The following is a 14,297-nucleotide window of genomic DNA, read 5'->3' as shown; positions in this document are numbered from 1 at the left end:
AATCCGATGAGCAACAGATCCATCAAAACGAATTTCCAATAAATAAGTTTATCATCATCCAACAGCAGCGAAACCGCACCAAGAGTAATAAGCAAGGCAGTGTCGAACAATATAAAACGATCCCATTTTTTCTGCCGGAAGCGAATATAAATAAGCTGAATGATTCCAAATCCCAAAGCCACTGCAATGCCGATGACTGTTCCGAAAATTTCATCTGCGATGAAGTACACTATGAGCGGAAGCAGCCCCGGAAGCAGTTTTGAAAAAATGGAATTCATTTCTGGAATTTGAAAATAACTGATTGTAAAATTACATATTAAAAAGGAATTGCTTATTTTTGATTTTTCACTTCAGAGATCATCTTATTAAAATGAAAAACGGAAAAACAATTGGTCTGGCATTGAGCGGAGGAGCAGCAAGAGGATTTGCCCATCTCGGCGTTTTGCAGGCAATGGAGGAATCGGGATACAGACCGGATTGTATTTCAGGAACAAGTGCTGGAGCCATTACTGCTGCTTTTTATGCAGATGGCTACAGTCCCAGTGACATTCTGAAACTACTTTGCTCCTACAAACTGACCAGCTACATCAAACCCGGCTGGATTGGTTCCGGGCTGATGAAAACAACCGGTTTTTTTCGCATTCTGGTCGAAAATCTACGCACCAAAAACATCGAAGATTTGTCGATTCCTATCTGGATTTGTCTGACAAACCTTAATTCCGGCCACGCAGAATATCATAACAACGGTGACCTTGCCCGGAAAGTACTGGCATCTTCGTCGATACCGGTTTTCTTTAAACCTGTTGTAATAAACAATCATCTGATGGTAGATGGTGGCGTGTGTGACAATTTGCCACTGAAACCGCTGAGAGAAAAAGCAGATTTCATTGTTGCGGTGAATGTAAATCCGATCAGTCATCAACATATAAAACCAGGCATCAGAAATATTGCTGAGAGGGTTTTTCATCTCTCAATCAACAGCCATTTTAAAGATTTAATTCTGCAGCCAGATATAATTATTGAACCTAAAAATATTTCCTCTTACGGATATTTTAACTTGAGCAACGCGGAAAAACTTTTTGAAAGTGGATATGAAAGTGCCTTAAAATGCCTGGCTGGTTAAAAAATATGTGTACGGTTTCATGCAAATGCAGAAGAAAAATGTTAACAACAATGTTTAATCATTTGTATTATAAAAGGTTAAATGTTTAAAAAGTATTTTTTTTAATAATTTGCATCATCGAAATAATATGTACATTTGAAGCACAAAACTAAAAATTAAGCTATGAAAAAAACTTCCACTCTTTTAACAATGGGCATCATAGTGTTCTCAGCCTTAACTCAGAACCTACATGCCCAGAAAACCGATTACAGTGATTTTGCACGAGCAAAACAAATAATCACCAAACAAGCACCTGTTGCATCTGCAAAAGCCATTTTTATGAGCGAAGCATTTACAACAGAAATTCCTGCAACCTGGACTATTACCAATACCGGTACAACAGCAAACGCCTGGGTGTGGGACGATGGCACAAATGCAGGTGGAACCCTTGACGGGACCGGATTTGCCTTTGCCGACTCAGATGCTGGCGGTTCAGGCACAACCATGGATGTAACGCTAACTTCTCCGGCAGCCAACACTTCAGCGGCAAGCTTGGTTCTGCTCAGTTTTGACTTCTATTACAACAACTTTTCATCAGATCCTGATTCTTTTATAGTTCAGGTTTACAATGGAACTTCATGGGTGACAAAATATTTGAAGACCGGTGCTGATACGGGTGCCTGGTCTGCTCCTGCTCACCTTGAACTCAATGTAACAGCTGAAAAAAATGCAGCAATGCAGGTTCGTTTCAGATACAGATCACCCTGGGGTATGTATATGGGACTTGATAATGTTGTTATAATGGAGCCTGCAGCAAATGATGTTGGTATGGCCTCTATTGATTTGTCCAGCGGACTTGTTGGATCCATCATCCCAAAAGCTACCGTTCAAAACTTTGGTACCTCCAGCCAGACTTTTGATGTAACAATGACTATCAATCCGGGTGGTTATACCAATACTCAAACTGTTACTTCACTGGCTGCTGCAACAACTCAGCAGGTATCATTTTCAAGCTGGAATGCAACTGGCGGTAACTATGCCGTTGAAGTATATACACAACTTGCTGGTGATGGTGAAACATCCAACGACACCATGAATTCAACTGTGACAATAGCCTCAATGACAAATAAAGCTTTCGGATATATTGCTTACACAACCAGCGCATCACTCGTTGCAGGTCCGGTTATCATTGATCTGGATGCTCCTTCTGTTGTTCTGCAGCTTGCTGCCGACGCTGCAAATTTTGTATCTGGTGGCGCATGGGCAAATAATAAATGGTATGGTATCGTTTATACCGATAACACGCTGATAACACTTGATACTGCTACCGGAGCCAGAACAGAAATAGGCCCCCTTGGCACTGGTCTTAATGGCATTTCATACAACCCGCTCACTGCAACCATGTATGGTGTTTCTTCAACCGGACTATATTCAGTTGATATGACAACCGGAACGGCTACATTGCTTGGCGAAAGCGGTGTTGCCGGTTCGGTATTCATCAACCTCGCCTGCAATCCTTTAAATGGAAGTCTTTATACATTGGATATTGTAACCGATTCCTTATTTAAACTTGATAAAGCAACAGGTGTTGCAACCCTGATTGGTGACATAGGCACAAATGCAGCATATGCTCAGGATGCAGAATTTGCTATTGACGGCACATTCTATCTTGCCTTATATGATGGAACAACTTCTCCAGGTGGTATGCTGAGCGTTTGCGATACAACAACAGCCCTGCTGAGCGGCAATGATTTATTTGGAGATGGTGTTTCTGAAATGGAAATATGTGGTTTTGCAATCCCATACTTACAGTCATCGCTGAATGAAAACTCAGTTCGCTCGTCCGTTTTCCCCAATCCCGCTTCGGAATTTGTGGTGGTTGATGCCAATGCCAATATTTCAATTATCGAAGTTGTAAATATCAACGGTCAGGTTGTAGCTTCTCAATCAGTAAATGACAGCCACGCTGTAGTTAATGTGAAAAACCTGTCAGCAGGCACCTATATTCTCAACATCGTTACTGATAATGGTGTAGTAAGTAAAAAACTGCAGATTCAGTAATACTCATTTTATTTTTAAAAGGCCGCAACTGCGGCCTTTTTTTTATTTGCATCACACATTTTATTTATATATATTTGTCCCTCATGTATGTTTTTCAGCCACTTATTTGTAATTAAATGGTCCGCTATGAAAAAACTTTACGCTTGCTTTATTCTTGTTTTGTTGCTTATAAATCTGGCTGCATTATCTGCAACCAATTCTTTTTTTCAGCCGACTGGTGGCTCAAAGGTTACAATTCTAAGCGAAGACTTTGAAGGCGCAGCGCTCCCTTCCGGATGGACCAACGATTACGGGCTGGCCACCTACGGCTGGCAGTTTGGAACAGATCTGAGCTCGGCATACTGGAATATTCCGCCTCACACTACTTATGCATGCGCCAACGATGACTCATGTAATTGCGACATGAGCAATGTGAATCTCACAACTCCCTCTTTTAATAATTCCCTTGCAGGAGCCATTCTCGAATTTGACTATCTCAGCTATACCGCTTCGGATGTGACCGAAGTGCAGATCAGTATTGATGGCGGTATCACTTTTATCACCATTGAAACGCTCCCCGAAACCAATGGAATCTGGGTTGACGATTATGCTATTGACATTTCTTCCTATTTGTCGGCCAACGCCATGATTCGTTTTCATTATAGTGATGCTGGCAGTTGGTCATGGGGCTTTTGCATCGACAACGTTGAAATCAGTTCTCCGGGCGGCGATGACCTGGCTGCAACCGGCATCAGTCCTCATATGGCTTTTGTTGGTGATGTCATATACCCTGAAGTATCAATCAGAAATACGGGATCCGTTGTTGCTTCATCCTATTCAGTCAATCTGAAAATCAATTTCAACGCGACTGAAGTTTATAACGAAAACATGACCTTCATTGCGCAGCCACTGCAGCCAGCAACCGATAAAACAATTGTTTTCAATATTCCTTTCACAGTTGCTGCAGCCGGTAATTATGAAATGAAAGCAACCGTAATAATGGCCAACGACATCAATCCGGCCAATGATACCACTTCTGCTACTTTATTCGCAGCTTCAGTTCCGCCTTACAACCATTTTGCCTATGCTGTGAATATTGATAATAAAAGTTTCAATGCTGTTGATCTGACAACCGGAGTCCTTGATTCCATCGCCTTTTTCGACGTAATGGATTTTCCGATGAGCTTCGAATTCATTGATAATTTGCTTTATGTTTTCAGGATCAGCGGAAAAGTAGATATAGTTTATTCCGACGGGACACTGATGACTGTGGGTGCCATCAGTGGAATGCCGTCATCGCCCATGGCTGCAACCTATTGTGAGCTGAATGACAAGACTTATATAATTGGGTTCAACGATACAGTTTCAATACTATATGAACTCGACATAAACACGCTGCAGGCCAGTCAAATTGGTGTTTGCGGTTCCGGTGTTTTTATTGCTTTAGAAGCAACGCAAGTCGGGGCGCTATACGGAGTAACCATCAATGACGATCAGCTTTATTCCATCGACAGATTTACCGGAACATCAACACTCATTGGCAGCACAGGCTTAGCGCTCAGTTACGGTCAGGATATTTCGTGGGACAGCAACACCGGCACCCTGTATGGAATGTTGTATGATGAAACAGCCGGCGGTGTTTTCGGCACCTTCGATACCAGCAATGGCTTATTCACATCCATTTCAGTGGCTGGAGACCAGATTGCAGCATTTGCAGTAAATTCAGCATGGACAAGTATCGCTGAAAGTGATTATAAGAAACCGTCATTTTATCCTAATCCCGCCGATGACATTATAAATATGAATCTGACAGAAAACAGCATGGTCACAATCTATGATCTATCAGGCCGCATTGTGCTGCAAAATAATGTTGATCCAACTGCTCATTTAGATATTTCGTCATTCTGCCCCGGCGCTTATATTATTTCTGTCAGCACTGAAACAACTAAATCAGATGAAATGCTGATTGTTCAATGATTTGTCATTTCTGAAACCGTGTATTCTTTAATCTGATATTTTTTTATCCCGGAAAGATTAAGCTACAGATGTGCTATCAGTTACATCAGTGGTGATATTTTATTGTTATAATAGGTCAGTATAAACGCATTTATCACAAATTTCCTGATTTGTAAATGATTTTCTGATTATTTTTGCACCCATTGTTGAATAATTACCTGACATTATGAATAAACTGAATAAGAAATTTTCCTTTATCAATGATAAGGGAGAACGCGAAGAACTAAAGATCACCCCTGAAGGTTCAATGTGGATTTTGGCTTATGGCTATGATACCATTGCTGAATGGAAAAGAGTCAGGCGCGAAGCTCAGCTGAAAAACAAAAAAGACCAAGCGGAAAAAGAAGCAACCGATGGAAAAACCGAAGAAAAAAAGGATTAATCAGATGGCAAAGAAAAAAGTATTGGTAATTGGCTGGGATGCAGCAGACTGGAAAGTTATAAATCCATTGATGGACGCAGGGAAAATGCCCAATCTTCAACGCCTGGTCGAAAACGGGGTGATGGGTAATATTGCAACACTCGATCCGCCCATGTCACCTATACTCTGGACATCGATTGCCACAGGGAAACGTGGTGACAAACATGGAATTTTAGGATTTGTTGAACCCGATGTCGAAAATGGCTGTCTGAAAAACATAAGCAGTTCAAACCGCACGACCAGGGCTTTTTGGAATATTCTTCATCACGAAGGTTATAAACAGAACATCATTGGCTGGTGGCCCAGTCACCCGGTTGAACCCATCAATGGCGTTATGGTTTCAAATATGTATCAGCGCGCCCACAACAAGAAAGGTGAATCATGGAAAGTTCCGATTGGCGCAGTTCATCCCAATGAGATTATTAAAGAAATTTCTCCATTGAGAGTTCATCCGAGCGAGTTAACGGTCCAGCACATGCTGCCATTTATTCCTGAGATGGCAAAAATGGATCTTGAAAACGATGAGAATATGCGCAAGCTCATCATTTCATTATCAAAAATGATTTCAGACACTGCTACCATTCATTCTACGGCAACTTATCTGATGGATAATACTGAATGGGATTTCACAGCGGTGTATTACGACAGCATCGACCACTTCAGTCATGGCTTCATGCGCTATTATCCCCCGCAAATCAAAGGAATTCCGGATAATCTTTTTGAACTTTTCAAGGATGTAGTAAAAGGTGCTTATCAGTATCATGACATGATGCTTGAGCGGCTTCTGGAACTGGCCGGAGAAGATGCAACCATCATTCTGCTTTCGGATCATGGCTTTCATTCTGATCACTTCAGACTTCGTGATATGCCAAAATACAATGCCGCACCGGCACTGGAACACAATCCTTTCGGTGTTTTTGTGATGAGCGGCCCCGGTATTAAAAAAGATGAACGTATTTACGGAGCTACTCTGCTGGATGTTACTCCTACACTTCTTGTAGCCATGGGACTTCCGGTGGGAAGTGATATGGATGGAAAAGTACTGGCCAGCGCCTTCGAAAAACAGCCTGATATAAAATACATCGACAGCTGGGATGATGTGGAAGGCGATTTTGGCGAACATCCCGAAGACATGAAAGAAGACAGTTACACTTCTGCTGAAGCATTGCAACAGTTGATTGATCTTGGCTATATTCAGGACCCTGGCGAAGATAATATGAAGGCGATGCGGGAAGCAGAAAACGACCTGCAGCTGAATCTTGCCCAGATTTATATGGCCCGAAGAAATTATGCAATGGCACAGCCAATTCTTGAGGAATTGCATAAAAAAGAACCGCAGGATATTCGCTTCAGTCTTGATCTTGCCAATTGCTATGTCGCTTTCAAGCAATTCGATAAAGTCCGGATTGTTTTTGATGAAATGAAGGCGCTCAATGATGATGTATATAACAAGAAATTTCTCAACATTGGTCTTCTTGAAGCCAAACTGCTGCTTGCTGAGAAAAAAAGACTGGAAGCGATGGCCTTACTCGATGAGCTGAAAAAGCGAAATCCATACAATCTTTTGCTGAATCTTGAACTTGGTAAGGTCTATTATAATCTGGGCAAATATCATCAGTCGCTTGACGTTTACGAAGTCGTACTGAAAATTGACCAGAATAATGCCCAGGCCTATCTTGGGAAAGCGCAGAATTTGTTCTATTTCAAAAAATACGAAGAGGCTGCTGATAATGCACTGAATGCCATTGGACTTCTCTATCACATTCCCATGGCGCATTTTATTCTTGGAAAATCATTATTTCAACTTCAGCTGTTTCAAAATGCAGCAGAGGCATTCGAAGTCACTGCAGGCATGATGCCACGGTATTTTCCTGCCCGGAAATTTCTCTTCGATATTTACGAAAACTATCTGAAAACGCCTGAAAAGGCTGAACCCCACAAAAAAGTTATGGAAGAACTCATGAAAGGAAGAATTACCATTGTTTCTGGTTTACCGCGGAGTGGAACCTCCATGATGATGCAAATGCTGGATGCAGGTGGTTTAGAAATACTCACCGACGGTGAAAGACAAGCGGATGGCAATAATCCAAAAGGTTATTACGAATTTCAGCGGGTTAAAAATCTGGCGAAAGACAAAGCTTGGCTGCCTGAGGCCGAGGGCAAGGTTGTGAAGGTTATTGCTCAACTGCTTCAATTTTTGCCGAACCAATACGAATACGATGTGATTTTTATGGACCGCGATATGGATGAGGTTCTCAAATCACAACAAATAATGCTGGGCAAAGATCCTTCGGTATATCCCTCTGTAATTGCAAATTCGTTTAAGAAAGAACTTGAAAAAGTTGAAGCATGGGCCAATAGTTCTCCTGCCGTCAGATTAAAACATGTTTCCTATAAAGATGTAATAGCTAATCCTACAGCCGTTGCAGAAGATGTGAATGAATTTCTTGGCTACAAACTCGACACTGAAAAAATGATTGAAACGGTTGATCCCGAACTTTATCGCAACCGAGGTTAGCAATTCTGCATCGAGGGAATTTATTACCCCTAAAATCTGTATCAGCACGGAAAAGTTATCGACATTTTCGTGCTGATATCTTTTTTAAGGCGCTGTATTTTAACACCCTGCATATTGGTGCTTAAAATCTCATATATTAAATTATTCTTAAACACTTGTGTAATTCACATTTGATTAGTTATATTTGCACCCAATCTAAAATCAAAAGCCTATGACAAAAAATTCAACTCTCGCTAAAAGACTTGCTGGTTATTCTGCAATGGCAGTTGCCGGTGTTGCTACCATTGGTACCGCAAACGGACAGATCGTTTATAACGACTTTGCCGATGTTACTCTTAACATTACTGACACAGTATTTTCACTTGACGTGAATTCAGACGGCACCGAAGATTACTTCATCGGTTATTCTGACCGTACAGCTGCTAATAATGGGGATTTCCTCTATATTTACAACTCAGCCGGAAATCAGGTAATGATCACTGGTGTTACTACCTGGCAGCCTGCATTCTACTACATGGACGCTTTGGCACTCAACGCACCCATCAATTCAGCTGGTAACTGGCTCCCAATGGATGGCAGCCACATTGGTGTTTTTGCAACATCTTACATGACCAGCGTTTATGGTAACTTTTACGGTGGTGCTGACCAGTACATGGGTATGGTATTCGGAGTTGGTGGTTCATTCTATTACGGATGGCTGCGCGTTCAGGTAACTCTTGATCCTGCAAACGTATCAGTTAACAAGCTCGTTCTTCTTGATTGCGCTTACAATTCAGTTGCAGACCAGCCCATTCTCGCCGGCCAGACGACTGTTGGCATAGCTGAAGAAGGACTGAATGCTTCTGTTTTTGCTGCTGACAAAAAACTCAACATCAACACCGAAGTTGCTGGTACACTCAGTGTATTCAACACCGTTGGTCAGAATGTAGTTTCTCAGCAGATCACCGAAAACACCGTTATCGACATGAGCGGCTACAGTGCAGGTATCTACACTGTTCAGTTTGAGTCAAACGGAAAAATGATGACCAAAAAAGTTTCTCTCTAAGAGATTCTTTCTATTTCTTATAAAGCGCCCGAACGGGCGCTTTTTTTTTACCCTGCTTTGGATGACAATACTTTCAACCATTAATAAATTGTCGTAATTTTGATCTCTGTGAAATACGCTGCACTCATTTTTCTGTTATCGATTCTTCTCTTTTCCTGCCAAAAGGAAAAAGCCGGGTGTTTTTCAGGCTTGGGCGAAGTGGTCACAGATACATTGTCGATTCCTCTCGGTGTTGATAATGTTACCGCTCATGGACGAATTCATGTGCATTTCATTCAGGATAGCCTGAATATTGTTGAAGTCAGCGGAGGAGAAAATGTTGTTGCAGGAATTGAATGTGTGTTTGATAACAATAAACTCCGCATCAATGACAACAATACCTGCAATTGGGTTCGACGACTCGATCAGGTGCCGGTAGTAACGATACATTATACAACGCTGCGTTATTTTGGTGCGGAAAATTATTATGATAACCTGTTTCTGAAACAACATCAGGGTGATACCATTCTTATGGAATATTGGACCGGGAGCGGGAAAACGAAATTCAGCGGCAATGTTGAACAAGCTTACTTTAAGGTAAACGCAGGTGCGGGAGGTTACGAGTGCGCAGGAGTTTCGGATTTCTTGTATATTTATAATTATGGCGGTGCAAAAATTGATTGCTCCGGGTTGCTCGCCAACAATGTTTCAGTCGTTACCGGAAGCAACAATAATGTATATGTGAATTGCAACCACAGCTTGCGTGGTGAAATCCGGCGTACCGGAAATATCTATTATCAGGGGAATCCTTTGGATGTACAACGATTTGGAAACGGTTCAGGGCAACTTATCGATGGCGAATAAAAATGCTGATATCGAAAAATGGCTTCCAGCCACAACCGACGAGATGAAAGCGCTCGGTTGGGATGCGCCTGACATTGTTTTGATTACCGGTGATGCTTACATTGATCATCCATCATTCGGAATTGCAATCATTGCACGGGTGCTCGAAGCTGAAGGATATAAGGTGGCAGTGATAGCGCAGCCCAATTGGCGTGACGATTTGCGCGATTTCAAAAAATTTGGCCAACCACGCTTGTTCTTTGGAATCAGCGGTGGCAACATGGATTCGATGGTAAATCATTACACCGCACGCAAACGCCTGCGCTCCGACGATGCTTATACACCCGGCGACCGGAGCGGGTTTCGGCCCGATTATGCAGCTACCGTTTATAGCAAAATTATTAAACAGCTATACCCTGAAACGCCTGTAATTCTTGGCGGAATTGAAGCCTCGTTGCGAAGACTTACGCATTACGATTACTGGAGTGATTCGCTGAAACCATCAGTGCTGGCCGATTCCGGCGCGGATATATTGGTGTATGGTATGGGCGAAAAAGCCATTATTGAAATTGCAAAACAATTGAAAAACGGAACTGATTTCAAAAAATCTATTATTCCACAGACTGCTGTAATTAGGCATGAGAAGCCAGGTTCAGAATATATTATGCTGCCTTCGCACGAAGAATGTCTGAAAAGCAAAACTCAATTCGGAAAACATTTCGTTCAGATAGAAGAGAATTCAAACCGGCTGATGGCAAAAGGGCTTGCCGAGCCATATTTAAATAAATTCATTATTGTTCACGCTCCATATCCGCCATCGTCAACCGAAGAACTGGACCGGATTTACGCGCTTCCATTCACTCGACTTCCCCACCCGCGCTATAAAAAAAAGCCGCCCATTCCGGCCTATGAAATGATTCGGCACAGTGTGACCATTCATCGCGGATGCTTCGGCGGATGCAGCTTTTGCACGATCTCGATGCAACAGGGACGCTATATTCAGAGCCGCAGCCAACAATCAATAATGAATGAGCTGAAGCAAATCACTCAGATGCACGATTTCAGCGGTTACATCAGCGATATCGGCGGTCCTTCAGCCAATATGTACTGCATGGCGCCCATTGATACTGCGCGATGCGCGAAATGCAAACGTCCTTCCTGCATTTATCCTTCGCTGTGCAACAACGTGAATGCATCGCATCAACCACTTTGCGATCTGTACGACAAAATTGAAAAGACTGATGGAATCAAGGCTGCGTTTGTTTCATCCGGCGTCAGGTACGATTTGTTTCTGAACGAAAAAGGATTTTTACCTGGTGGCCGTGCGTATTTCAAAAAACTGGTTTTAAAGCATATTTCCGGACGTCTGAAAGTAGCTCCGGAACACAGTTCGCAGCGTATTCTGGCCCTAATGCGAAAACCATCTTTTGCGCTTTTTCTCAAATTAAAAGCAGAGTACGATAAAATCAATGCCGAAGCCGGAAAACCCCGGCAGATTGTGCCATATCTCATCTCGGCTCATCCGGGCAGCACGATGGATGACACTTTTGAGATGGCCATAGAATTGAAAAAAGCCGGAGTCCGACCTGAGCAAATGCAGGATTTTACACCAACACCTATGGCGTTGTCTTCGGTTATGCATTATTGCGGCTTCAATCCGTACACCGGTGAGAAATTGAACATCACTTCCTCGATAGATGAAAAACGGCTGAACAATGCCGTGGTGCTTTATCACCGCCAGGAAGCGGCAGCAGATATTGCCAAAGCGTCCCGTTTTCTAAAAAACAAACTGCTGGCATCAAGGTTGAAAGGGCGGTAGCGGATACAGTGCGAGTGAACTATGCGAGAGCGAAGTTTGCTGCATGTCACACGCGCTAGACAAAAAAAAGCGGGAATCAGAACGAGTACGGAACATAGCTAAGTGCTCCATGCAATGTTAATTTTGCCTTGTGCATTTTCAGCATCCGATTGAAGGTCGGGAGCAATCCCCGACATTCAATCGTTCGGAGCAACGCGGAGAACATGTAATAGTTGGTGAGAGGTCGCAGCATCCAACTCTTCCAGGTTCTGCATTGCATTGTGGACTTTTAAATATCACGAAAGATATTGCCAATAACAATCCAACGCGGTAGTATCCCAAAAAGTGTGTAATGTTTGCTTTCAGTTAAACAAAGATATTCCATTTTTCTTTCTTTTTCTTCTTTCTTTTCTTGTTCTTTTCTTGATTTAAGAAGAGGGGTAAGGATTGCGGAGGCGTAGCCGGAGCAAGCCTTACCCCTCTTCTTGCCAGGCGAACTTGCGGGTCTCATAATTCAGCTTTGGAACTTTTCTCAGATAGGCCTTTCTGTTCATAGCAACATGGCCAAGAAGCAGCATTGTTGCTTCCGGATTTGGCAAAGCACCCCGCATTCGGGTTGTGCGTTTATAATCCCTGTTTAGGCGTTCTATCCAGTTGGTGGTATAGATCATCGGACGCATTCGGTAATCGAAGCCCAGATAGGTAAAATGGAGCTTATAGCGCTCGTTTTCTCCCATGCTTTTGATCGATGGGTATTTCTTTCCCCATTTTTCTGTAAACCATTGCCAGCGTGCCCAGCCTTTCTCTGGCTTGTCCGAACTATCATCTGTTCGAAATACCTCTCTGAAGTCCTCTCCTACAGCCGCTTTATCTGCTGGTTTTATTCTTTTCTGAACATTGCGTTCCAAATGCACCACACATAGTTGTACCTCTGCTTCAGGGTACACACGCCATACGGAGTCTTCAATTGCTGCCAGGCTGTCGCTCACAACCAGATTCGTCGACTCAACGCCTCGATTTCTCAACTCGACAAATATGTCAATCCATGCAGAGGCGCTCTCTGTTGGAAAATTCACAATTGCAAGCACCTCACGTGTACGATCCGCTCTAACACCCAATATCGTGTAATAGGCCTCTTTCGATACATGATCTTCCCGGCGGGTTGAAATAAACGTAGCGTCAATGAACAATATCGGATAATAGCTCTCTAATGGCCTTTTTAGCCATTCTGCCACATCTTTACGGGCATAATCAAACATGCGGCTCACCTGGCTCGTACTGTATTCTTTCCCGTATAAATCACCAAACACTTCGCCGACCTGTTCTGTTGTCATACCTGCTCCATACAGCGTGAATGCTATTTTGCGGGCTTCCTCCTCCTGATCTCTCAGCAATCCCAGTATCAACGGATAAAACGAGCCATTGCGCGTTCGGGGAACCCGTAGCTCAAGCATTTTGCCCCGACCATAGGTTCTCCTAGGACGATATCCGTTACTCATATCTTGCGCAAATGTCTTGTATTCTTCACGCTCACCGCGCATCATGGCCTCCAGGGCATGTTTTAGCAACAAGTCCAGACCATCTTTTTTTTCACTGATTTCCACCAGAATTTCGTTAATTTGCTCCTGTGTAAAGTTTAGGTTTTTCATCTTTTAAAAGTTTGCACTTCAAAATTAAGAAAGCCTGACTTTACACACTTTTTTGGGACAGTATCTCCAACGCAGAGAGGTTGCTTCTCAATGCACTCAGGTTGGATTGACGTATAAATGTTGGAAATCATGCAATTGTTCCGTAATGCGAGATATTGGTAATAAATTTACCCTGTATCCTATATGTCCCATAGAGGCGAAATAATACCAATAAATAAAACCTATATTGCTTTACGTCCCGTTAGGGACGACATATTGGTAGAAAAACAAAAGAAAAAATCCGTCCCGTAGGGACGAAACGGCCAAAATAAATTATATTTGAAAAAATAATTCCTATGGCAAATACCTACACACAATTACATATTCATATTGTCTTCTCTGTTCAGAACAGGATGTCTTTCATTAGCCCACGTTGGCGCGATGATTTATATAAATACATTACTGGCATTGTTCAAAATAATAATCACAAATTGCTTGCTGTTGGAGGAATGCCTGACCACATTCATCTTCTGATTGGTTTTCGTCCAACACAATCTCTTTCAAACCTAGTGCAGGATATCAAAGGTGATTCATCAAAATGGATTAATCAGAATCGTTTGGTGCCCGGCCATTTTTCGTGGCAGGAAGGATTTGGCGCGTTTTCGTACCGACAGACAGATGTTCCATCTGTTGCATCATATGTTCTGAATCAGGAACATCATCATCGGGTCAAAACATTTCTTCAGGAATACAAAGAATTGTTGGAAGAATTTTGTGTTGATTATGATGACAAATATGTTTTCAAATCTGTTTGAATATTTCTGATAATTTTCCCGGAAAACCTTTCCGTACCTAACGGCACGGGATTGTATTGGTTATTGTTTCTACCAATATTTTGTCCCTAACG

General features: G+C 42.5%; 10 protein-coding genes. 9 read left to right on the top strand and 1 reads right to left on the bottom strand.

All coding sequences use genetic code 11. The features are described 5' to 3' along the window. Positions 1-370 precede the first annotated feature (370 nt). The 8 genes from A2W93_14800 (at position 371) to A2W93_14765 (ending at position 11,783) form a co-directional block, all read left to right on the top strand. On the top strand, positions 371-1,123 hold the full coding sequence (locus A2W93_14800; GenBank protein ID OFY52607.1) for a hypothetical protein: 753 nt from the start codon (positions 371-373) through the stop codon (positions 1,121-1,123). A 162-nt stretch (positions 1,124-1,285) separates the two neighbouring features. Next, complete coding sequence (locus tag A2W93_14795) at positions 1,286-3,163, top strand: hypothetical protein (GenBank protein ID OFY52606.1); 1,878 nt, start codon at positions 1,286-1,288, stop codon at positions 3,161-3,163. Positions 3,164-3,289: 126 nt separating this feature from the next. Continuing rightward, positions 3,290-5,119, top strand: coding sequence for a hypothetical protein (locus A2W93_14790; protein ID OFY52605.1), 1,830 nt, complete (start codon positions 3,290-3,292; stop codon positions 5,117-5,119). Between the two features lie 205 nt (positions 5,120-5,324). After that, on the top strand, positions 5,325-5,540 hold the full coding sequence (locus A2W93_14785; GenBank protein ID OFY52604.1) for a hypothetical protein: 216 nt from the start codon (positions 5,325-5,327) through the stop codon (positions 5,538-5,540). 1,999 nt (positions 5,541-7,539) lie between these two features. Then, positions 7,540-8,097, top strand: coding sequence for a hypothetical protein (locus A2W93_14780; GenBank protein ID OFY52666.1), 558 nt, complete (start codon positions 7,540-7,542; stop codon positions 8,095-8,097). A gap of 211 nt (positions 8,098-8,308) precedes the next feature. Then, positions 8,309-9,142, top strand: a complete 834-nt coding sequence (locus A2W93_14775) for a hypothetical protein (GenBank protein OFY52603.1) — start codon at positions 8,309-8,311, stop codon at positions 9,140-9,142. A gap of 108 nt (positions 9,143-9,250) precedes the next feature. Next, positions 9,251-9,985, top strand: a complete 735-nt coding sequence (locus A2W93_14770) for a hypothetical protein (protein ID OFY52602.1) — start codon at positions 9,251-9,253, stop codon at positions 9,983-9,985. Further along, the gene (locus A2W93_14765) at positions 9,975-11,783 is read left to right on the top strand and encodes a YgiQ family radical SAM protein (protein OFY52601.1); all 1,809 of its coding nucleotides are present in this window, start codon (positions 9,975-9,977) and stop codon (positions 11,781-11,783) included. Before A2W93_14770 ends, A2W93_14765 begins: the two co-directional genes overlap by 11 nt. A gap of 452 nt (positions 11,784-12,235) precedes the next feature. On the opposite strand, the gene A2W93_14760 is transcribed toward A2W93_14765, so the two are convergent. After that, a complete protein-coding gene (locus A2W93_14760; protein ID OFY52600.1) occupies positions 12,236-13,411 on the bottom strand; it encodes a hypothetical protein in 1,176 nt (391 codons plus the stop codon). Between the two features lie 335 nt (positions 13,412-13,746). On the opposite strand from A2W93_14760, the gene A2W93_14755 reads away from it, so the two are divergent. Then, a complete protein-coding gene (locus A2W93_14755; GenBank protein OFY52599.1) occupies positions 13,747-14,205 on the top strand; it encodes a transposase in 459 nt (152 codons plus the stop codon). The last annotated feature ends 92 nt before the right edge of the window (positions 14,206-14,297 follow it).

This window comes from Bacteroidetes bacterium GWF2_43_63 (assembly GCA_001769275.1).
GTDB lineage: Bacteria > Bacteroidota > Bacteroidia > Bacteroidales > DTU049 > GWF2-43-63.
This window is presented reverse-complemented; position numbering and strand designations above follow the sequence as displayed.